Source organism: Kineobactrum sediminis, assembly GCF_002868715.1.
Lineage (GTDB): Bacteria > Pseudomonadota > Gammaproteobacteria > Pseudomonadales > Halieaceae > Kineobactrum > Kineobactrum sediminis.
Genome location: NZ_PKLZ01000012.1, coordinates 106462 through 128364, shown reverse-complemented (window position 1 = coordinate 128364; position 21903 = coordinate 106462). Strand labels below are relative to the sequence as shown.

Below are 21903 nucleotides of genomic sequence, written 5' to 3'. Positions count from 1 at the left end.
CCGGGAAGGGCAGTCTTCGTTAGAAGGAGTACTGGGCCCTTACCCCCACTATGCGGCCTTCATCAACAAACTGGCTGTGGGTGCCCGCCAGTACCGGCGTATCAAAGCTCTGCACGATGACTTCCTTGTCGAAGATGTTGCGACCGAAGGCCATGACTTCCCAGTTGTCGCCACGCAAGCCAGTACGGAGATTGGTTTTGCTGTAGGAGTCGATGGTGTCTATCGGGTCGTTGTCGCCGCCGGGCTCAAAATCGTCCCGGTAGTTCGTCTCACCGGACAGGAACCATTGCAGGTTGTTGCTGATCGGGTATTCGTAGTCGACCGTGATGGAGCCGGTATAGGCGGGGGCAAACATCGTTTCCTCCCCTGACAGGTCGTTACTGGTGAAACCCTGGGGGGTGCCGCAGTTCGGGTCTACATCAAGCTGTATGGCGGTACAGGGAGCATCCTCGAACGAGTCGTAGGTGGCGTCCAGCCAGGCACCGCTCGCTCCTATCCGCAACCTGTCGGTAGCCTGCCAGAGCATGTCGACTTCAATACCCTTGATCTCGGACTGGGCGGCGTTGGTCACGCCAAAACTGATGCCCTTGAAGATGGAGGTTTGCAGATTGTCATACTGGGTATAGAACGCGGCCCAGTTGAGCGTCATGCCGCCGTCAAGCAAGGTGTGTTTACCACCTATTTCAAAGGCATCTACCTCTTCATCGTCGAATTCGAAGTCATCATTGGGGTTGGTCGGATCATAGCAGGCCTCAATGGGTTGTCCCTGCTCACAGGGAAATGTGGCCTGCTCCAGGTCGCCCGGTTCGCCGTCATCGGCATCGGTGAAACCGCCGCTCTTGAAGCCCTGGGAGTAACTGGCGTAGAGCATGCTGTTAGCCGTGACATCCCACTGCAGATTGACGGAGGGCAGCCACTTGTCCGTGCGCCGCTTTTCCTCAAAGTCGAATGTATAGGCATTAAAGGACTCAGCCTCTATCTTCAACAGCGAAAAGTCCTCGGAGGGCGTGCCCATCCCGGTGGTGCTGTCGCTGAGGAACTGGTTGGTATCCACCTCCTTGCTTTCTTCCGTATAGCGCAGACCGACCGTCAGGCGCAGGTTGTCCGCCAGATTGAAAGTACCCTGGCCAAATACGGCAAAGGAATCCGAGTCCTGCTCGTACAGGTGGTTGCGGCCAATCTGCGTGGAGTTGTTCTGGCCTCCCGTCAGTAACGTCATCAGGCTGGTGATACCCAGTGCGGAGAGTGGAACATCCGGTAGAAACGGGCTCACCGCGGAGGCAGACAGTTGTGGTACCAGGCCGCCAACGCCGAGGTCAAGGGTTACCCGCCGGTCAATCTCCAGGGTGCTCTGCTCGAAGTAGGCACCGACTACGTAGTCGAAGAACTCGCCACCCGCCGAGGCAAAGCGGAATTCCTGGCTGAACTGCTCAAACTGCTGATCATCATCGCGGTGAATGAACTGCAGCGGTAACCAGTCCACGTCCACTCCATCAATGAACTGGTATTCCGACCAGCCGGTGATGGACGTCAGGGTGCCACCCATGACCTCATAATCCACATTCAGCATGAAGTTGTCGTAGTCTTCATCGGTTCCATCAGGGTTGATGCCGATACCCAACGTGTCGCCACCGCTGTTGCCATAGCCGTTATCCTTGAAGGCGACGAATTCCTTTTCACCGATCTTGGCGAAGTCCGGGAAAAATCGGTCGGTTAACGCATAGGCAATATTCGCAAAGGCCGAGCGGTTCGGGAACAGCTCATCCCGGCTGGCGGGGTCCAGGTAGTTCTTGGTGGTGGACGGTGACCCGATACGCTCGTATTGGGTGTTGCTGTACTTGAAGGTGATATCGAGGGTGTCGGTGGGCTGCCAGACAGTGGTGAGGCGGATGCCGGTTTCGTCGAGGTCGCCTTCCGTGCGGTTCAGGAACTCGTTGTCCATGTAACCGTCTGCCTCGCGGTATTTGAAGCCGAGGCGGGCAGCAAAAGTCTCGCTCAGGGAGCCCTGTAAAAAGCCCTCGACCAGGCGCCCGTCGTTGGATTCTACGGCCGCCGAGACGGAGCCGCTGAATTCGTCACCGGGCGTGGGTGATGCGGTAATGATATTGATTGCGCCGGCCACGGTGTTCTTGCCGAACAGGGTGCCCTGGGGGCCGCGCAGTACTTCTATCCGCTCCAGGTCCATGAAGCCCGCGCGATACTGGCGACCACGACTCATGTAGACGCCGTCGATATACATGCCCACCGATTGCTCAAAGCCCTGGTTGTTGCCGGAGCCCACACCGCGCATGTAGATGTTGGTGTTTACTGACGCGGCGGCGATATACAGATTGGGTACGTAGTCGGAAAGCGCCTGCATATTGGGTATGCCGGCACTCTGTATTTTCCCGCCCTGGATGGCGGATACGGAGATGGGTACATCCTGAAGGCTTTGGGCGCGTTTTTGCGCGGTGACGATAACTTCTTCGAGTAACTGTGCGTAGCTCAGGGGAGCTGCGGTGGCAAATGCTATGGCGGCTACCAGGGGAGCCTTACGAAACAACAGCGGCATAGTAAATCCTTTCCATCAACTATTATAAGAATTATCTCCATCTGTCGTGGCAGGTGGTTTCTCAATAGTAGGGGAAATCAGGGCGATAACACAACAAGTTATGTAGCCTGGTCGCCTGCCACAGCTTGTCAGCTTTGGGACCCATGGGTAGGATGGATTTGCTGGCCGGGGGTGTCCGGCTAATACAGGAGTCGCGAGATGACAGACCGGATAGAGCACGACAGCATGGGCGAGGTGGCAGTGCCTGCGCAGGCCCTTTATGGTGCCCAGACCCAGCGTGCCGTCGATAATTTCCAGATTGCACCGCGCGCCATGCCGGAACGTTTCATTCGGGCTCTCGCCCTGCTCAAGGGGGCCGCCGCCCGGGCCAACAGCGAAGTCGGGGCACTCGATGCCGGCATCGCCCGGGCGGTTGCCGAAGCCGCTGATGCCGTGGCGGAGGGTGCCCATGCCGATGCATTTCCGGTGTCAGTATTCCAGACCGGCTCTGGTACCAGCAGTAACATGAACATGAACGAGGTGCTGGCGCAGCTCGCCGGCGGCAACAGTCCATTGCCCGTGCATCCCAACGACCACGTCAATTGCAGCCAGAGCAGTAACGATGTCATTCCTTCGGCTATTGCCGTTGCAGCGGTACTCGCGTTGCGCGACACCTTGCAGCCGGCGGTGGCTGATCTGCGCAGTGTACTGCAACAGCGCGCCATGGAACTGGAGGATGTGGTCAAGACCGGGCGCACCCACCTGATGGATGCCATGCCGGTTACGCTGGGCTTTGAATTGCGTACCTGGGATGCCCAGTTGCTGGACTGCGAGCAGCGGCTGGCCGAACTGCAGCCGCGTTTGCGGGCGCTGGCCATTGGCGGCTCGGCGGTCGGCACGGGGATCAATGTGCCCACAGGTTATGTGGCCGCGCTGCTTGAGGCATTGTCAGCGTCCACCCGTTGCCTGTTTACCGGTGCGGCGATGCCATCCACTCGCATGGCATCCCAGGACGTCAGTGTGGAGTGTTCCAGTGTACTGCGGGGGCTGGCCCTGGTACTGATCAAGATGAGTAATGACTTGCGCTGGATGGGCTCCGGGCCATTGGCCGGGCTGGGGGAAATCCAGCTGCAGGCACTGCAACCCGGTTCCTCAATCATGCCGGGTAAGGTCAACCCCGTACTGCCCGAGGCGGTACTCATGGCGGCGACCGAAGTGCTGGGCAACGACGCCACCATAGCCCTTGCGGGACAGTCCGGTAACTTTCAGCTGAATGTCATGCTGCCACTGATAGCGGACAAGCTGCTGGCCAGTATCGAGTTGCTGGACGGTGGTTGTGCTGCGCTGGCCAATTGCGTAGCGGGGCTAGCGCCCTGCCGTGAACATGCCGCGGCTACCCTTGCGCGGAATCCGGTACTGGTAACGGCCCTGAACCCGGTGATCGGCTATGAAGCCGCGGCGGCTATTGCCAAACGCGCGTTGCACGAGGGACGCGCGGTACTGGATGTGGCGGCGGAGGACACCGACATTCCGCGGGCAGAATTACAGTCTTTGCTCGATCCGCTGCGTCTTGTTACCGGCCCTGGCGGGTAAATCACCAGGATATCGTTGCCACAGTTGATGTTTTTAGGATGTTTATGACGTACCAACGGCGTCGGTAATAGGCGATTCTGTACCTCACGCAAGGCAGTTTGGGCAGGGGTGCAGGACATGTCATTTCCATCGGGGTCCACCGCGAGAGTACTGGCAGGGTGCTGGATGGCGACCGGCGCCTTGACGGCCAGTGCCCAGTTGCCTCTCAGCATTGAGGAGTTACTGGTCAGCGAGCGCACCCTGCAGCTGCAGTCGGCGGTCAGTTACAGCAATAGCCAGACTCTGGTTCCGATACCTGTGAACCCTGGGCTTAGCAGTGCCGCCCCGGCCTTCAATCGACGGCAGACGCGCGTCACCTCGACAACCAGCCGCCTTCGCTACGGCGTAAGACCTGATCTCGAAATCAACGTCAGCGCCGTGCACGCGCGCGCTGAATGGCGCCAGCCAGGTCTTGCCGGTGGTGCCGATCAATACCGCCTGGCATTGGGGGCAAGCTGGCTGGTGTCGGCGGAAAACCGCACGCCGGCGGTTCTGTTAACAGCGGGTGTGGATGTGCTGGAAAGTAGCTGGCTGGATCCCGATGCAAAATATCATGGCAAAACCGGCCGTGTCGGCGCCACCCTGTACCGGTCCATTGATCCTCTGGTGCTGTCTCTGGCAGCCGGTTATGAAGTGCGCGGCGCGCGTGATATCGCCGGTGGCCGGTTACAGCCGGGTAACCTGTTTTTCCTGCAACCACAGGTGAATTTCGCCGTTAATTACCGAGTGACTCTCACCGGCGGAGTATCCGTGCAAATCCGTGAGCGCGAAAAAGTCAATGACGCCACGTTTTCGCTGCGAGAGCACGGCACGGCGCTTAATCTTGGCCTGGGCGTGCTGGCCGGCGAACATTCAACCGTGTTTGTCGATACCCGTATTGGCACCAGTGGCGATGAGTCAGCGCAACTGGTTCTGGAGTGGCTTTACCGTTTTTGATCCGGGAGTGTATATATGCCTGCCTTGGGGCGCAGGCTTGCTGAACTACAAACGTGTACAAGGAGATGTACCATGAAAAAACTGTCAGGCATTTCAGTCGGCATAGCGCTGGCTGCTATTGTTTCCCAACCAGTCGTTGCAAATGCAGCGGTCGGACATGATGACACCGCATGGGTAAGTGCCGCCTTTGGTGGCGCGGATGTTGTGGCATCGGGTGCGGAGGTACTTTCGCCCGATGCGCTTGCCGAAAGTGATGGCAAGGTGGCGCCATTGCTTCTGGCATTCAGTATAGTCGGCGTTGATCTGGCGCTGATGGGAATGTATTGGGGAGTCTATGTTCCCAACTACGGAGGGGGAGGCTCCTGCTCGGGCTGTACTGATGCGATGATCAGCAGCCAATAGCGTTAGGCACGACGCTCTGCAGCAGTCCTGCACCACGCTGCTGTGGAGCATTTCCCGGCCTCGGAAACAGAGGTTTTTAAACAGGAGGATGCAACGCGTGAAAGACCCGGCTCTTGAACAAAAGCTCAGGGATACTCGTTTTGAAGAACTGCAAAGTCGGCATGCGTATCGCTACCTTTTTCATGGATGCGTCGCGGTGACCAGTGTGCTTGCCTTGTTACTGGCCCTTTTCAAGGAAGACTGGCCGGGGGCCGTATTTCTTGTCCTGTCTGCGGCGGGCCTGACCCTGGTGTGCACTGTTTCGATTTATCTCAGTCGCAGGTGCGCATTTGAAGACATGCGCGCCGAGTTACCTCATGATGCCGACTATATACCGCCCGATTCCCTGCTCTGAGCCTCCTGGCCTTTGCCATAGAGTGTGCGGCTTGCTGTTGCTGGTCCTGTTGTTGGGTAACCCGCCAGCCGCCGCCGAAGAAAAGGGCTTTCGCAATTGGGTGGCGCTGCGCGACCAGGGTGTGGTCAGGCAGACGCTGGATTTTTCCTGCGGCATTGCTGCGCTGGCAACCTACCTGACATTCTATCTGCAATCGCCGGTATCGGAGCAGGCGCTGTTGGAGCGCCTGGCTGAACGTGGCGATGAATGGGCACTGGCGGAGGACTGGCGCGCCCGGGGAGTATCCTATGCTGTGTTGCTGAAGCTGGCAGAAGACCACGGTCTGCGTGGGCTGGGGCTGGCCCTGGCGCCCGAACAGCTGTTTGCCCTGACTGTGCCGGCGATTGTTCGCCTTGAGGTGAACGGTGTGCCTCATTTCAGCTTGTTGCGCGGTGTTAATACCCGGGGTCAGGTACAGCTGGCGGATCCTTCCTGGGGTAATATTCGCCTGGATCGCGAGGCGTTCCTGTCGCTGTGGCTTGCCGACGAAGATCCTCGTGCGTCTGGCACCGTTCTTCTTCTGGCGCCCTTTGCAGAAAGTATCCTGCAGCCGCAACAGGCGTATTTTGGGATTTCCCGCTCGGCCGCTCTGGTGCGCGTTGACTTCCCCCACCAGCCGCTTACCATGCAATGAAGTGCTGCTGCTGCGGCATACGGAATCCGCCGGAGTATCACTATGAACCCCCATGTTCACCCTGTTGCGCTGATAGTGCTGTGTCTGCTGCTGGCAGCACCGGTCTTCGCTCAAACTCACGAGCCTGATGCGGACACCCGCTTGCGCAATTTGTACGAGACCGAGTTTGCCTGGCGACAAGGGGAACTGAAACAGGTGCGTACCGGTGACGGCCACTGGCGAGCAGGGGCCGGGCTGCCCCGGGTGGATGCGGAATCACAAGCCGGGCGGCTTGCCTACTGGGACCAGACCCTGGCAGAGCTTGCGCGGATACCCCGGGAAAAACTCAGTACCGATGAGCAGATCAACGCTGCGGTGTTTCAGCAGATTATTACTTCATTGGCTGATAACGCCCGGTACCGCACCTGGGAAGCGCCTTTAAATTCCGATACCTTTTTCTGGAGCGGATTGCATCCGCGCATGGGAGGATTCGATTCCGAGCAGGCCTATGAGGATTATGTTGATCGGCTGCGCGATCTGCCGCGCTTCTTTGGCGAGCAGCAAAGCAACATGCGCGCCGGACTGGGGCGGGGCTACAGCGTGCCTCGCATTACCCTGGAAGGCCGTGAACAGTCTCTTGAGCCCTACCTGGCTCCCGCGGAGCAAAATCCATTCTGGGGGCCTGTGGCGGCCATGCCCGAAAGTATACCCGCCGCCAGCCGTACCCGCCTGCAGTCTGCGGTAAAAGCGGCGATTGCCGAAGCCGTGGTGCCGGCTTACCGTACCTTGCTGACATTCATGCGAGAGGAATACCTGCCCCATACCCGGCAAACGCTATCCGCCCGGGACCTGCCCGACGGCCCGGCTTTTTACCAGGCCATGATCCGCAGCTATACCACGCTGGACATGACCCCTGAGCAAATTCACGCCGTGGGCCTGGAGGAAGTGACGCGTATCCGGACGGAAATGCGGCAAACCAAAGCCGAAACCGGCTTTGAGGGCGATATGCCGGCGTTTCTGGAGTTCCTGCGCACGGATCCGCAGTTCTACGCGCAAACGCCCCATGAGCTTCTGGCTTTTACCGCATATGTGGCCAAGCGTGTGGACGGCCAGTTAGGCGCTACCCTGGGCTTCCTGCCCCGGCAACGGTTTACCATCCTGCCGGTGCCCGATGCCATAGCGCCGTTTTACACCGGCGGTCGCGGTGGCCTGGAAAGTTGCCTGTTCAATACCCACGACCTGCCTTCGCGGCCACTGTACACATTGACTGCGCTCACTCTTCACGAATGCGCGCCGGGGCATGCACTACAAGCTGCGATAGCCCTGGAGGGGCCCGGTGCTATCCCGGAATTCAGGGCGAATAATTACTTTTCCGGTTATGGTGAAGGCTGGGGCCTGTACACCGAATGGCTCGGGGTTGAGATGGGCGTATACGACACCCCTTACGAACACTTTGGTCGCCTGTCTTATGAAATGTGGCGGGCGGCGCGTCTGGTGATTGATACGGGCCTGCACCATTATGGCTGGAGCCGGGAGCGGGCGCAGGCATTCCTGCGCGAGCACACGGCGTTGTCAGAACACGAGCTCACCACTGAAATCGACCGCTATATTTCCTGGCCGGGCCAGGCCCTGGCCTATAAGTTGGGGGAAATGTTGATCCGTCGCAAGCGCAGGGAAGCGGAAGCCGCGCTGGCGCAGGATTTTGACAAACGCCATTTTCACGACCTGATTCTGGGGCTGCGCTCGGTGCCCTTGCCGGTGCTTGAGGCCCAGCTGGATGCATGGATCGAAGCCGGCGGCCCGAATCCGTATCCCAAGGCCGCAAGTGGGGGATAAACCTGCGGTCTGTTTGACGAGACGGGCCGCTACAGAGCGGCGCTCAGCTTTCGTATGGTGACATTCAGGGTTTCGTCGTTGAGGGTGTAGTCCACCGGCACATCAATCAGGTGTACGGCCGGCTCCTCAAGACAGGCTTTCACCCGTGGCAACAGTTCCTCAGTGCTGCCGATGCGCCAGCCTTTGGCGCCGTAGGCTTCGGCATAGGCCACAAAATCCGGATTGCCATAATCCAGCCCATAATTGGCGAATTTCATGTTGGATTGTTTCCACTTGATCATCCCGTAGGCGTCATCGCGCAGCACGATCACCACAATATGCAGGCCAAGGCGCACGGCAGTCTCCATCTCCTGGCTGTTCATCATGAAACCACCATCGCCACATACCGCAATCACCGACGTATTCGGGAATACCATTTTGGCGGCCATGGCGGAGGGCAGACCCGCCCCCATGGTGGCAAGGGCGTTGTCCAGCAGCAGGGAGTTGGGAAAGGCGGCAGGGTAGTTGCGGGCAAACCAGATCTTGTAGACGCCGTTATCCAGCGTGACGATCCCATCCCGGGGCAGGGCCCGGCGGATATCCTTCACGAAACGCTCGGGCAAAACGGGGAAGCGGTCGTCATTCTCCAGTTCCCGCCGGTGCTCGGTGTAGGCTTTGTGGACTTTTTGGAAAAAGCCGAAGTCCCAATGCGGCTGCGTAACAATTTGCTGCTTGATCTGCCAGATACTGTTGGCGATATCACCCACCACTTCCAGTTGCGGGAAATACACCGGGTCCACCGCGGCTGATTTGAAGTTGATGTGAATCACCCGGGCGCCATCGGCGTTCATGAAGAAGGGTGGTTTTTCCACCACGTCGTGGCCGATATTCAGGATCAGGTCTGCCCTGGTCAGCGCCCGGTGAATGAAGTCGTGGTCCGAGAGGGCGGTATTGCCCAGGAACAGTTCGCCGTGTTCATCCAGTACCCCCTTGCCCATTTGGGTGGTAATGAAAGGGATGCCGGTCTTGTCGACAAATTCACGCAGCATCTTGCAGGTGAGCTTGCGGTTGGCGCCGGCACCAATTACCAGAACCGGGCTTTCCGCTTCCTGGATCATGGCCACTGCGGCGTCAATCGATTTATGTTCGGCGATAGGCCTGCGCACGGCGCTGGCCGGGATCAGCGCGGCGGACGTTTCCTCGGCGGCGATATCCTCGGGCAACTCGATATGCACTGCACCGGGTCGCTCTTCCAGCGCCAGGCGGAACGCTTCGCGAACCACCGAAGGGATGCGGTCGCCGCTGACAATCTGGTGGGTGAACTTGGTGATGGAACGCATCATGTCGACCACGTCAATGATCTGGAAGCGCCCCTGCTTGCTGGCTTTTATCGGTTTCTGGCCGGTAATCATCAACATCGGCATGGCACCGAGCTGGGCATAGGCGGCAGGCGTCACCAGATTGGTGGCACCCGGCCCCAGGGTAGACAGGCAGACGCCGACCTTGCCGGTCAGGCGGCCATAGGTGGCGGCCATGAAGCCGGCGCCCTGTTCGTGCCTGGTCAGTATCAGCCGTATGGATGAACTGCGCAGTGATTCCAGTAAATCCAGGTTCTCTTCGCCGGGGATCCCGAAAATATACTCAACACCTTCAGCTTCCAGTGCCCTTACCATAAGATCTGATGCTTTCATTTGTCGTGTTCCCCAGCCTGCCTGTGTTAGGTTTTTGCCGCTCGATTCGGCGCTTGTCGAAGACAATAGCATCAGATGACCGCCCGTAGTGTATCTGGCACCAATATTTGCTCGCCACAGGCCGGCCGACGAGCGATTTGTGGTTTCAGGGCGCGAATAATAAGATGCCTGCTCACGACTCCGGCCCGGAGTTACCTTGAGAGGACAAGATCATGTTTCGGTTGCACGGATGTGTCCCGTTCCATGCTCCGTAAACCCCCGATACTGGATTGGGGGCGACGTTACAATCGCACCACTCTGGTCGACGATGGTATCGCCGCGATAATCGTCACGGTGATGCTTATCCCCCAGTCGCTGGCGTATGCCATGCTCGCGGGGCTGCCGCCGGAGATGGGCCTGTATGCCAGTATGCTGCCGCTGGTGGCCTATGCCATTTTCGGCACCAGTACCACCCTGTCGGTGGGGCCCGTGGCCGTGGTGTCGCTGATGACGGCATCGGCAGTTGCCCAGATTGCCGAGCCGGGCACCGCGGGCTATGTAGAGGCCGCTATTTTGCTGGCACTGATGTCCGGCGCCATGTTGTTGCTGTTTGGGGTGCTGCGCATGGGGTTCCTCGCCAGTTTTCTGTCTCACCCCGTTATCGCCGGCTTCATCACCGCCTCCGCGGTAATCATCGCGATCAGCCAGGCCGGTCATATCCTGGGTGTCAGTGCCAGTGGCGACAATCTGTTGCAATTGGTGGCGAACCTTGCCGGCGCCGTGGCCGAGGTCAATCTCCCAACTCTGGCAGTGGGAACCGCTACACTGCTTTTTTTGGTGGGTATGCGCAAGGGGCTCGAGCCGCTGCTGGTGCGTATCGGGATGCCCGGTTACTGGGCGGGAATGCTCGCCCGCACCGGGCCGGTGTTTGCGGTGGTCGGTTCCAGTGTTGCGGCCCATAGCCTTGATCTCGGTGGACGGGGAGTGGCGCTGGTTGGCGATGTTACCGCCGGCCTGCCCGATTTCACCCTGCCGGTCCTGGTACACCCGGCCTGGCGCGAACTGTTGCTGTCAGCGCTTTTGATATCCATTATCGGTTTTGTCGAGTCGGTTTCCATCGGCCATACCCTGGCGGCAAGGCGGCACCAGCGGGTTGATCCCGACCAGGAATTGATTGGCCTCGGCGCTTCCAATCTCGCGGCCGCCTTTTCCGGCGGCTACCCGGTGACCGGTGGTTTTGCTCGTTCAATAGTGAATTTTGATGCGGGCGCAGCTACCCCCGCTGCCGGTATCTTTACCGCTGCCGGGATTGCGCTGACCGCGCTGTTTTTCACGCCCTACCTGGCCTACCTGCCCAATGCTACCCTCGCGGCAACCATCATTGTTGCGGTCATGTCGCTGGCGGATTTCTCCATTCTCAAGCGCACCTGGGATTACGGGCTGTCGGATTTTATCGCCGTGGCAATCACTATCGTTGTCACCCTTGCGCTGGGCGTGGAAACCGGAGTCGCCTGCGGGGTGCTGGTGTCCCTTGCCCTGCACCTGTACAAGACCTCCCGGCCCCATATCGCAGTAGTGGGCGAGGTGCCCGGTACCGAACACTATCGCAGTATAGATCGGCACGAGGTCATCACACGTAGCGATATCCTGTCAGTGCGCATTGACGAAAGCCTGTATTTCGCCAACGCCAGCTTTGTTGAATCGCGCCTGTATGCGCTGCTTGATGAACGCCCTGATGTGCGCCATGTGATTCTCATGTGCACCGCGGTCAACGAAATTGACCTGAGCGCACTGGAGGCACTGGAGTCGATCAACCGGCAGCTGGCCGAACGCCGGATTACCTTGCACCTGTCGGAACTGAAAGGCCCGGTGATGGATATTCTGCGCCATACTCAGTTTCTGGAAGCGCTTACCGGCAAGGTATTTATGTCCCAGCACGGCGCGGTTCGACATGTCAGCGCCATTGAAAACGCCGGTCATGGCAAGGAGCCGCACAACTGGGAAATATAGCCGCAGGCGCTGCGGTGACAGGTCGGGCATTTGGCAGTAAGGTACAACGTCATATACGGCGGGCTGAGGTGGTGATATGGACTATTTCATAACGGGTGGAACGGGCTTTATTGGCCGGTTTCTGGTGCCGAAATTACTGGATCGCGGCGGTCGGGTATATCTGCTGGTGCGCCCGGGTTCGCTGGTCAAGGTCGACAGTTTGCGCGCGCTATGGGGAGCCAACAAACGACAGGTGATTGCGGTTGAAGGCGACCTCGGCCAGCCCAAACTGGGCGTCAAACCGGCCTGGATACGACAGCATGCGGGGAAGATAGACCACTTTTTTCATCTCGCGGCCATCTACGACCTTACCGCCAGCGCCGAGAGCCAGCGCCAGAGTAATGTTGAAGGCACCCGCCAGGCTATTGCCCTGTCCCGGGCCCTGCGTGCCGGCTGTTTTCACCAGATGAGTTCAATCGCCGCTGCCGGCCTGTATGAAGGTACCTTTACCGAGGAAATGTTCGAACAGGCGGGGCCATTCGACAACCCCTATTTCGAGACCAAGCACGAGTCCGAGGGTATTGTGCGTAACACCCGACGCATGAAGTGGCGTATTTATCGTCCCGGTATGGTGGTCGGCCATTCCCACACCGGTGAAATGGACAAGATTGATGGTCCCTATTATTTCTTTGAGACCCTGCATAACCTCAGTAATGTGGTGCCCGAAGGATTCCCCCTGTTAATGAACAAGGCAGGTGTGCTTAACGTGGTGCCAGTGGATTATGTGGTAAACGCCATGGATTACCTCGCCCACTTACCCGGTCACGATGGTGAATGCTTTTTCCTGACCGACCCCGAAGGTATTTACGTTGGCGATATGCTCAAGACCCTGATGCGGGTATCGCATGGGCCCAGATTGCGTGCGGTGGATTCCGCGCTGGCGGATAAAGCGACCCGCGTCGCGGGCGCGGGTATGAGTCGCCTGGGCCCAGTCAAAAAACTCGGTGAGCGATTGATAGCCCGCATGGGTATACCCCCGGAGGTTCTCGCTTATATCAACTACCCGACCCGCTTTGATTCCAGCCGAACCCGGGCACTGCTTGAGCCCGCCGGTATCATCTGCCCGCCGTTTGAGGATTATGCGTCGGCGCTGTGGGATTACTGGCTGCATTTCATGCATAAGGATTCGCCGTCCCTGATCAACGAGGTGGACAAGCTGTTTGATCGTCTGGTGGGCCGAACCAGTGTTGCGGCCCTGCGGCGGCAGGTGGAGGGCAAGGTGGTGGTGGTGACGGGCGCCACCTCCGGTATCGGCCGCGAGTGTGCGCTGCGCCTGGGGCAGGCGGGAGCCCTGGTGATTCTGGTGGCGCGTACCCTGGAAAAACTTGATGCGACGCTGGAGGAGATTACCGAAGCCGGGGGCACGGCACGGGCCTATGCCTGTGATGTATCTGATCTCGAGGACTGTGATCGCCTGGTGCAGAGTGTGCTTACGGATTTCGGCGGCGCCGATATCCTGATCAACAATGCGGGCCGGTCAATCCGTCGCTCGGTGCGCTTCAGTTATGATCGTTACCACGATTTTGAGCGCACCATGCAGCTCAATTACTTTGGCGCGCTGCGCCTTATTCTCGGGTTCCTGCCGCATATGGAGGCGCAGAACAGCGGCCAGATTATCAACATCTCCTCCATTGGTGTGCTCGCCAACCCACCACGGTTTTCCGCATACGTGGCCTCCAGGGCGGCGCTGGACGCGTTCAGTCTGTGTGCGGCCCCCGAGTATGCCCGCTGCAACATTGAATTCACCACCATTCACATGCCACTGGTGCGCACACCGATGATCGCTCCTACCGGCCTCTACAAAGCCTTTCCAACGTTGTCCCCGGAACAGGCGCGAGACCTGGTCATGAAAGCGATTGTGAGCCGCCCCAAGAAAGTGTCAACGGGGCTGGGGGTGGCTGGTGCGATAGCGCAGGCCACCATGCCTTCCGTTACCGAGGCATTCCTGAGCCAGGCCTATGACCTGTTTCCCGACTCGCCGGCGGCTCGTGGCTTGAGCCCGGAAGAAGCGGCGGAAGAGCTCAGGGATATTCCCTCGTCGCGTCTGGCGCTGGGGCGGAAGCTGTTTTCCCAGGTACTGCGCGGGGTGCATTGGTGAGGCACAAATGAGGGGCGTGATTCATGCTGGGGGGCATGCCGTCCCGCGTAAAAGGTGTTATCTTGTCGGCGAGTGGGATTGTATATAATAGCTGCCACAGGCGGCAGGTTCACGCTGTCCGGTTATACCCGGGCGGTTGCGTTTTCTTGGGGGAAAGTTCGCAATGAAAGTCCAACATGTTGCCGTGGTGTGTGTGGTGGGATTACTGTCCTGCTTATCTCAAGCCGCCCATGCCGCCGCACCCGTGGCGGTTGAAGATAATTACGGTCGTTTCTTCTCGGGTGCGAACGTACTCGACAATGACTCCGATGCTGACGACGATCCCCTGAGCGCGGACCTGGTCTCCCAACCCCAGGGTGGTACCGTATTCCTGCAGACCAACGGTGTGTTCGAGTATACGCCGGACGAAGGTTTTTCGGGCCCGGACACGTTCCAGTACCGGGCCGAGGCCGCCGGAGAATTCAGTAATGTCGTTAATGTGTATTTGCAGGTCGGGGGCAGTACTTCGGAAAGCAATACGCCACCGGTGGCGGTTGACGATAACTATGGTGGCGACTACCTCGGGCAGAATGTCCTCAGTAACGACTCCGATGCGGAAGGGGACCCACTGGCCGCGGACCTGGTCTCCCAGCCCCTGGGCGGAACCGTATTCATGCAGCTCGATGGCACGTTCAGCTACACACCCAACGAAGGCTTTTCCGGCTCGGACAGCTTCCAGTACCGGGCGGTAGCCAACGGGGACTTCAGTAATATAGCGACCGTAACACTATTTGTAGAAGGGCCCGCCAATAGCCCGCCAGTGGCACAGGACGATAGCTACGGAGTGGATTACCAGGGCAAAAATGTGCTCGCCAACGATACCGATATTGATGAAGACCCCCTGACGGCGATCCTGGTGACCCAGCCGGAGCTGGGCACTGTAACGCTCAATTCCGATGGAACCTTCACCTATACACCCAATACCGGCGCCAGTGGAAATGACGTTTTTACCTATCAGGCCAGTGATGGCACTGATCTCAGCAACGTGGCAACAGTATCGCTGTTGGTCGAGGCGCCCGCCAACAGCGCGCCAGTGGCTCAGGATGATAATTTCGGTTTTGATTACCAGGGCCGCAATGTGCTCGCCAACGATACCGATGTAGATGAAGATCCCCTGACCGCCATTCTGGTAACGCCTATCCAGAATGGCAGCCTGACCCTGAACTCCGACGGCAGCTTTTCGTATACGCCTGCGACGGGCTTCAGTGGTACTGACTCATTTACCTACCAGGCGAGCGATGGCAGCGAGCTGAGTAACACCGCCACCGTGACACTGCAGGTGGAAGCCCCGGCTGAGGAACCCGTTCCACTCAACCCCGTTGCACTGGATGATAACTTTGGTGCCGATTTCGCCGGCCGCAATGTGCTGGCCAACGATGAGGATCCCAGCGGAGCAGGGCTGGTAGCGCTGTTGGAACAGGGTCCGGCAAACGGTACTGTGCAGCTCAACTCCTCGGGTACCTTTACCTACGAGCCCAACGCCGGCTTTGTGGGCGAGGATGTGTTCAGTTACCGGGCTTCCAATGGCGAGCTGCTGAGTGATGTGGCTACGGTGACGCTGCTGGTTGTCGACGCAACCGTAACCCCTGCTGTCGCGGTAGACGACGAATTCGAAGGCGATTTCAGCGGTGCGAACCTGATTACCAACGACCTGTATGCCAATCCCCAGGACCTGGCCGCGATCAAGGTAACCGACCCTGGGGAGGGCAGTCTCGAGATCAATCCCGATGGCAGCTTCACCTATCGACCGTTTGCAGGCTTCACCGGCAATGACAGTTTTACCTACCTGGTGCGTGATCCCGATGGCCTGGAATCCAACGTTGCTACGGTACTCCTGACAGTAGACGGGAATACCGCAGGTGAAGGTGGCCTTGCGGCCAAGAAGGACGCCGATGGCACCAGTGTGCTGGTCGACGCGACGCCCAATGAACTGGCGGTTGCTCGGCGCTTCGATGATATCTGCACCCGTCTTGATCCAGCCAATGCGGACCAGCAGGACCTGCTGACCCTTTGCGCTAATCTGCGCAAGCAGGGTACCACCGCAAAGCAGGCTCTGGATGCGCTGCGGGTGATTACTCCCGAAGAACTGGCGGCTATTGGTAAAACGGTTCGGGTCCTGTCGTTTTCGCAGTTCCGTAACCATGGCAGCCGTATGGCGAGGGTCCGCGAGGGCTCGCGCGGTGTCAGTCTGGCCGGCCTTGACCTCAACTATGAAAATTCTCGTGTTTCCGGCAGCACCCTGGATGCCCTTCTTCAGGAAAGCCTGGGTATGGGCGCCAGTGGCGATGAAATGCTCGCGGGCAGCCGCCTGGGTGTATTCGTTACCGGCGATCTCAGTTTTGGTGACCAGGATCGTACCGGACTGGAATCCGGCTTTGATTTTGATTCGCAGACGCTCACCGTGGGCATGGATTACCGGCTGACCGATAACGCCTTTGTTGGTACGTCTTTATCCATAGGCCAGGCAGAGGTGACTTTTGACCAGCAGCAGGGCGAAACCACGACAGATAATCAGGCGCTGGCGGTCTACGGAAGCCTGTATTCAGGCAACGGCTACGTCGATGGCATCTTTAGCTATGGCTGGTCCGATGTCGATACCGAGCGCAATATTTCCTACCAGGATTTCGGCGGCAGTGTCGAGCGCACGGCGGCAGGTTCCACCGATGGCTCTGAATACTATGTCAGCGTTAACGCCGGTTATTCCTTCAGCTCCGGTGCCTTGCGGCTGGACCCGGTTATGCGCTTTTTCTATCTTGACGGGAGTGTTGACGGCTTCACCGAAACCGGTGCCCAGGGTCTTAACCTGGCGGTAAGCGATAACGATTTCCAGTCCATGACGGTGAGCGCCAGTGGCCAGCTCAGCTATATGTTCCTGCCCGGTTGGGGTGTGATCACACCGTACCTGCGGCTTGAATATACCCGCGAGCTGGAAGACAGCGCCGCCGGTGTGCGCTACCGGTTTGTCAACGATCCCTTCGCCGACAGCACACTGCAGATCCGGGTTGATGATCCCGATACCAGCTATATGGTCTATGGTGCCGGTGTTGCGGCCCAGTTTGCCCACGGCTTCAGTGGCTTTGTGTCCTACCAGGCCCTGGGTGGTTACGATGGCCTCAGTGGAGAAACAGTGTCCTTCGGGGCGCGCTGGGAACTGGCATTCTGATCGGGGTTTAGCCGGTGCGCATCGGTTTGTTTTTGCTGATGGCGCTGGTGGGATTGAACCTGAGACCAGCGCTGTCCTCGCTAGCCCCCCTGCTGGCGAGAGTGCAGCTGGAACTGGGTCTGTCCGCGGCGGCAATCGGGGTGCTCACGACCTTGCCTGTCTTGTGCCTGGGACTGTTCGCGCCAGCCGCGCCCTGGTTATCCCGCCGTATAGGCATTGAACGCACACTGTCCATTGCTCTTTTGCTGCTGGCTGTCGCTTTGCTGTTGCGCGCAGGAGAAGGCCTGTGGCCCCTGTTTGCCGGCACTGCGATGGCGGGAGCCGCTATTGGTATTGCCGGTACGGTACTGCCGGTTCTGGTGAAGCGCGAACTGCCCCGGGGCGCCGACCTGGTGACGGGGTTCTACACCATGGCACTGTGCCTGGGTGGCGCTCTGGGAGCCGGCCTGAGTATTCCACTGGCGGAGTGGCTGGGCAGCTGGCAGCGCAGCCTTGGCAGCTGGGCGCTGCCGGCACTGGTCGCATTGGTATGTTGGTGGGCGATGATGCCCCAGCCCATTCCCCGTCCGGGTCATCAGCGGCACGGCATAATGGGGACCGGTTTGCTGCGCTCGCCCCTGGCCTGGCAGGTAACCCTGCTGATGGGGTGCCAGTCGTCGATGGCCTATATTGTGTTTGGCTGGCTCCCCACCTTGTTGCAGCGGCGTGATATCGGTGAAGCCGAAGCCGGTGTGCTATTGGGCGCTTCCGTCTTTGTACAATTGTTCTCGGCCCTCGGCGCGCCGTGGCTTGCCCGACTCGGGCGCGATGAGCGTCCTGCATTATTGTTGCTGCTGGCGCTCATAGGCGCGGGGTTCTACTGCCTGTTGCTGGGACCGCCGGTACTGCGCTGGCCAGGTGTCGTGGCACTGGGATTGGGGCAGGGGGGAAGTTTCAGCCTGGCACTGACGCTGCTGGTACTGCGCAGCTCAACGCCGGCAATAGCGGGGCAGTTGTCGGCAATGACCCAGGGTATCGGCTATTGCCTGGCGGCACTGGGGCCGCTGCTGGTCGGGGTGTTGTTGCATTTTGAGGCGAGCATAGGCGGAATATGGGCGCTGCTGACGGGGCTGGTAGTGGCAGCGATGCTGCTGGCACTGCTGGCGGGCAGGAATCGCCATCTGGATATTGATGAACAGGGACGCTTCATTACCCGCCAGCAACAGCCGGTTTAGTCTTCGCCGCGCGCTTCATCCTCGTCTTCGCTGATTTCAGCCATTTCTTCGTCAGCATCACCGGGCTCCGGTCGCCCCTCGAGGGTAACCACCGGCTCCGGGTCGCTGATCTGGTCCTTCGGTGGTGCGATGCCGATATGGTGTGTGGCAAAACCCGGCTGTACTACCTGATTGAGTGCCATGCCGATAATGCGCCCATCATAACTGGACACAATCCGGGTGCGCACATTGGTGATGGGGTTATTGATTGTGGCCAGTACTTCACCCTTTTTCACACTCTGCCCCAGGGCTACCCGGCTGAACACGATGCCACCCACTGGTGCCCGCTGCCACACTGAGTTGTAGTAGACCGGCTCGGGGTCGCCCCACAGGCTGAAGCGGGCAGTCATGCCGAGGTGGTTGAGCAGGGTGCGTATGCCCTTGACGCTGTGCTCGACACTATCCTCATCCAGCACCGATGGGCCTCCGGCTTCAAGTGTGACCGCCGGTATCCCGAACTCCACTGCGGCGCGGCGCAGGGTACCCTTGGAGCCGTCGCTGTGCAGGACCACTGTTGAGCCGAAGCCCTTGGTCAGCTGTACAACCCCGGGGTTGCTGAGATCGCCTCGCAACTGGGGCAGGTTGGTGCGATTGAAGGAACCTGTGTGCAGATCCACAACCGCGCTGCAGTGTTGAATGATTTCGTTGAAAAACGAGTAGGCGAGACGTGACGCGGAACTGCCGCCGGGGTCTCCCGGGAAATAGCGATTGAGGTCGCGCCGGTCAGCCAGATAGCGCGAGCTGCTGTGGAAGCCCTGGAGATTGACGATGGGTACACCGATTACCGTGCCCTTGAGTTTGGCCGGGTCCAGGTTGTATAACACCCGGCGTACGGTTTCGATACCGTTTAATTCATCCCCGTGCAGGGCAGCGGTAATGCAGAGGGTGGGGCCGGGGTCGGCACCGTTGGCTACCAGCACCGGCGTGGCAATATAGATGCCCTCAAAGGACTGGGTCGGCGCCCAGGCCAAACGGGTATAGGTATTGGGCGGAACCCTCGTCTTCAGTAAGTCCAGGTGTGGCGTGACATCAATTGCCTCCTCTGGAATTTCCTGCTCCGGCTCGGCTTCAGGCAGTACCTCGGAGGTGGTGGCCACGCTATCCCCTGCGACGACCGCCGTATTGGTGTCGGTAATGGCTGCGGCGTTACCGGGCACTGCGGTGGCACTAATCGCGCCCGCTAACAACAGCTGGCTGGCCTTCCTGGCCAGGCCTGACGGCCGTATCGTCATTGCGTGTCTGGAGCCATGTGTGGAATCCTGCAAAACATCATCCCGGATTAAAAAAGCGATAGTATCAGGTTTGGTGGACGAATTTGCGCAGGCGAGCCCGGTTGTGTGGATATTCGCGTCTTCTTTCCAGACACCAAAAACAAAATTAACCGGCGTTAAAGGTTGTCAGGGGCGGGTGATATGCCAATAATCGAGTGTCAGTGGCAAGGGAAAGTCATGTGAAAGAATTCAGGGACGACGTTTCCGGGCGTGCGCGGCCGGGGTTCATGCGCCAGGTGCCGGTTATGGGTACGCTGGTGCCACTGCCTGCCGGTGCGCAGGAGTTGCTGGGTGCGACAGTGACCGAGACAACACTGTCGATATTGCTGGGATTTATGGCACTGTCACTGATGATCATGCTGGTGCTGTATCGAAAGCAGCGACAACTGGCATTAATGTTGAGGGCGGAATCCCTTACCGACCATCTCACCCAGATCCCCAATCGGAGGCACTTTTTCCAGGCGCTGGGTAACCATATCGCAATGGTCTCCCGCTACAATCAGTCGTTTTGCCTGCTGGTGCTGGACCTGGACCTTTTTAAAGCGATCAACGACACCTGCGGCCATACCGTTGGTGACAAAGTGCTGATAAAAGTCTCCACAACCCTGCAGGCACAACTGCGCAAGGCGGACATGGTCGGGCGCCTGGGTGGTGAGGAATTCGGGGTTCAGCTACCGCTGACATCGCTGCCCACCGGCCTGGTGGTTGCCGAGCGACTGCGGCAAAGCATAGCCGACATCGAACTGGAGGAGTTGGGGCCAGAGCTCAAGGTAAGCTGTAGTATCGGGATAGCGGAATTGCAGCCGGGTATGAATGAAGATGATCTTTACCTCGCGGCAGACTCCGCGCTTTACGGCGCCAAGGATACCGGCAGGAATCGTGTCGTCATAGCCGCGAGCTCTACTGGCCAGCCGGTGGGTGCCATTGTCTCCCCAGCCTCCGTCGGCACTTGAAGTCCTAACTGTTGCGAGCACGCTCGATGTTGTCCCGACGCTCCCGGTTTACTCGCGCCAGGTCGGTGCCCGCGTCACGGGCGATATCGAATACCTCCGCCAGCCAGCGACCACCGAGGCGCGTATTGTTGGCTGCACAGCGCACACCAGCGGTGAGCGGCGTCTCGCCCAGGATGCGCAATGAATCCCGTGCCGACTGGCGCACCGTTTCGCCGGTGATGGTGAGGGCGGAGCGTCTGGCGCCACACATAATTTCCCAGGACTCAACAGCGGCTCCCAGCCCTGCCCATTCCGCGACAACACCCTGCTCCAGGCGGTGGCGCAGGCCGCGCTTGAGCTTGCGGGCCAGGTTGCGGAACTCCCTGTCAGCCCTGGCCCCGAACAGTGGGTCGCCGGCAGGTTGCAGGCGGTCATCCAACTCCAGTTCGCGCCAGTCTGCGGTTGTCAGCAGGGCTTCGATGCGGGGAAAGACCCGCTGTTCTTCACTGTGCATGTGGTTCAGGCTGTTATCAAGATAAGCACGGCCTTCACCTACCAGCGTAGTACTGTCGACAGTGCCGTCGCGCCAACCGGCGATACTCTGTTGCAGCGCCTGCCCCTTCCTGGCCATGCTGTCGTGCTGCCGCTGCAGGCTGTCGACATCGTCCGCCAGCTGCCGGTCCAGTTCAGCGGCCCTGCCATAGATCAGGTCTTCTCGCGGATGGTGGTAGCGGTCTGCCCAGGTGCCGAGATAGTTCATGATTTCATACAGCACGTGCGCATCAACGGGTTTGCCGGCCTCGATCGCGTTCAACTGTTCTTCCAGTAACCCCGCGACACTCTCTAGGTGAACGTGTTCGGCTCGCAGGGTCGCCATTAACGGCGGTGTGGCCGCTTTTCTGGTCTGTGGTTTGCGTTCCGATATTGCCATGTGGACCCCTGTTCAAGTGTCGCTGGCGTACATGCCGGATGTGGCGTCTCAACCACACACTGGTTCCAGCTCTTTTTGCCTTAAAGTTCAAACATAGCGTATTTGCGGCTATGCTGCATAGTCGGTTGTGCCTGCC

The 21903-nt window shown here is 59.1% G+C and carries 15 protein-coding genes; 11 read left to right on the top strand and 4 right to left on the bottom strand.

What is annotated here, in order from left to right; all coding sequences use genetic code 11:
- Positions 1-19: 19 nt before the first annotated feature.
- The gene (locus tag CWI75_RS15275; protein ID WP_101522387.1) at positions 20-2551 is read right to left on the bottom strand and encodes a TonB-dependent receptor; all 2532 of its coding nucleotides are present in this window, start codon (positions 2549-2551) and stop codon (positions 20-22) included.
- Between the two features lie 198 nt (positions 2552-2749).
- Between CWI75_RS15275 and CWI75_RS15270 the strand changes: the two genes are divergently transcribed.
- The 6 genes from CWI75_RS15270 (at position 2750) to CWI75_RS15245 (ending at position 8382) form a co-directional block, all read left to right on the top strand.
- Positions 2750-4123 (top strand): class II fumarate hydratase, encoded by a 1374-nt coding sequence (locus CWI75_RS15270; RefSeq protein WP_101522386.1) that lies wholly within the window; start codon positions 2750-2752, stop codon positions 4121-4123.
- A 117-nt stretch (positions 4124-4240) separates the two neighbouring features.
- Positions 4241-5098 carry a hypothetical protein gene (locus CWI75_RS15265; protein WP_146003610.1) on the top strand — a complete coding sequence of 286 codons (858 nt, stop codon included), beginning with the start codon at positions 4241-4243 and terminating at the stop codon, positions 5096-5098.
- 72 nt (positions 5099-5170) lie between these two features.
- Positions 5171-5500 (top strand): hypothetical protein, encoded by a 330-nt coding sequence (locus CWI75_RS15260; RefSeq protein WP_101522384.1) that lies wholly within the window; start codon positions 5171-5173, stop codon positions 5498-5500.
- Between the two features lie 97 nt (positions 5501-5597).
- Positions 5598-5894: a hypothetical protein gene (locus tag CWI75_RS15255; RefSeq protein WP_101522383.1), complete on the top strand. Its 297-nt coding sequence runs from the start codon at positions 5598-5600 to the stop codon at positions 5892-5894.
- A gap of 31 nt (positions 5895-5925) precedes the next feature.
- The gene (locus CWI75_RS15250; RefSeq protein WP_162300106.1) at positions 5926-6567 is read left to right on the top strand and encodes a C39 family peptidase; all 642 of its coding nucleotides are present in this window, start codon (positions 5926-5928) and stop codon (positions 6565-6567) included.
- 42 nt (positions 6568-6609) lie between these two features.
- On the top strand, positions 6610-8382 hold the full coding sequence (locus tag CWI75_RS15245) for a DUF885 domain-containing protein (RefSeq protein WP_101522381.1): 1773 nt from the start codon (positions 6610-6612) through the stop codon (positions 8380-8382).
- Between the two features lie 29 nt (positions 8383-8411).
- Here the strand turns inward: CWI75_RS15245 and CWI75_RS15240 are convergent, their stop codons facing one another.
- Positions 8412-10052, bottom strand: a complete 1641-nt coding sequence (locus CWI75_RS15240; RefSeq protein WP_101522380.1) for an acetolactate synthase large subunit — start codon at positions 10050-10052, stop codon at positions 8412-8414.
- Positions 10053-10295: 243 nt separating this feature from the next.
- On the opposite strand from CWI75_RS15240, the gene CWI75_RS15235 reads away from it, so the two are divergent.
- The 4 genes from CWI75_RS15235 to CWI75_RS15220 all read left to right on the top strand — a co-directional run bounded on the left by CWI75_RS15235 (position 10296) and on the right by CWI75_RS15220 (position 18594).
- Positions 10296-12041: a SulP family inorganic anion transporter gene (locus tag CWI75_RS15235; protein ID WP_101522379.1), complete on the top strand. Its 1746-nt coding sequence runs from the start codon at positions 10296-10298 to the stop codon at positions 12039-12041.
- A gap of 76 nt (positions 12042-12117) precedes the next feature.
- Positions 12118-14178 (top strand): SDR family oxidoreductase, encoded by a 2061-nt coding sequence (locus CWI75_RS15230; RefSeq protein WP_101522378.1) that lies wholly within the window; start codon positions 12118-12120, stop codon positions 14176-14178.
- Positions 14179-14341: 163 nt separating this feature from the next.
- Entirely contained in the window at positions 14342-17380 is a 3039-nt protein-coding gene (locus CWI75_RS15225; protein ID WP_101522377.1) for an Ig-like domain-containing protein, read from the top strand.
- 14 nt (positions 17381-17394) lie between these two features.
- Complete coding sequence (locus tag CWI75_RS15220) at positions 17395-18594, top strand: MFS transporter (protein ID WP_206604753.1); 1200 nt, start codon at positions 17395-17397, stop codon at positions 18592-18594.
- Here CWI75_RS15220 and CWI75_RS15215 read toward each other — a convergent pair.
- Positions 18591-19865 carry a succinylglutamate desuccinylase/aspartoacylase family protein gene (locus CWI75_RS15215; RefSeq protein WP_101522376.1) on the bottom strand — a complete coding sequence of 425 codons (1275 nt, stop codon included), beginning with the start codon at positions 19863-19865 and terminating at the stop codon, positions 18591-18593. The two genes, CWI75_RS15220 and CWI75_RS15215, sit on opposite strands and share 4 nt — an antisense overlap.
- A 218-nt stretch (positions 19866-20083) precedes the next feature.
- Between CWI75_RS15215 and CWI75_RS15210 the strand changes: the two genes are divergently transcribed.
- Complete coding sequence (locus CWI75_RS15210) at positions 20084-20857, top strand: GGDEF domain-containing protein (RefSeq protein ID WP_101522375.1); 774 nt, start codon at positions 20084-20086, stop codon at positions 20855-20857.
- 4 nt (positions 20858-20861) lie between these two features.
- Here CWI75_RS15210 and CWI75_RS15205 read toward each other — a convergent pair whose 3' ends face one another.
- Positions 20862-21767: a hemerythrin domain-containing protein gene (locus CWI75_RS15205; protein ID WP_101522374.1), complete on the bottom strand. Its 906-nt coding sequence runs from the start codon at positions 21765-21767 to the stop codon at positions 20862-20864.
- Between the last annotated feature and the right edge of the window lie 136 nt (positions 21768-21903).

Bases quoted from the DNA above. Each gene is read 5' to 3' on its own strand.
- CWI75_RS15260 (WP_101522384.1), top strand. From the start codon at position 5,171: ATGAAAAAACTGTCAGGCATTTCAGTCGGCATAGCGCTGGCTGCTATT.
- CWI75_RS15225 (WP_101522377.1), top strand. From the start codon at position 14,342: ATGAAAGTCCAACATGTTGCCGTGGTGTGTGTGGTGGGATTACTGTCC.
- CWI75_RS15265 (WP_146003610.1), top strand. From the start codon at position 4,241: ATGTCATTTCCATCGGGGTCCACCGCGAGAGTACTGGCAGGGTGCTGG.
- CWI75_RS15205 (WP_101522374.1), bottom strand. From the start codon at position 21,767: ATGGCAATATCGGAACGCAAACCACAGACCAGAAAAGCGGCCACACCG.
- CWI75_RS15235 (WP_101522379.1), top strand. From the start codon at position 10,296: ATGCTCCGTAAACCCCCGATACTGGATTGGGGGCGACGTTACAATCGC.
- CWI75_RS15215 (WP_101522376.1), bottom strand. From the start codon at position 19,865: ATGACGATACGGCCGTCAGGCCTGGCCAGGAAGGCCAGCCAGCTGTTG.
- CWI75_RS15240 (WP_101522380.1), bottom strand. From the start codon at position 10,052: ATGAAAGCATCAGATCTTATGGTAAGGGCACTGGAAGCTGAAGGTGTT.
- CWI75_RS15245 (WP_101522381.1), top strand. From the start codon at position 6,610: ATGAACCCCCATGTTCACCCTGTTGCGCTGATAGTGCTGTGTCTGCTG.
- CWI75_RS15230 (WP_101522378.1), top strand. From the start codon at position 12,118: ATGGACTATTTCATAACGGGTGGAACGGGCTTTATTGGCCGGTTTCTG.
- CWI75_RS15275 (WP_101522387.1), bottom strand. From the start codon at position 2,551: ATGCCGCTGTTGTTTCGTAAGGCTCCCCTGGTAGCCGCCATAGCATTT.
- CWI75_RS15270 (WP_101522386.1), top strand. From the start codon at position 2,750: ATGACAGACCGGATAGAGCACGACAGCATGGGCGAGGTGGCAGTGCCT.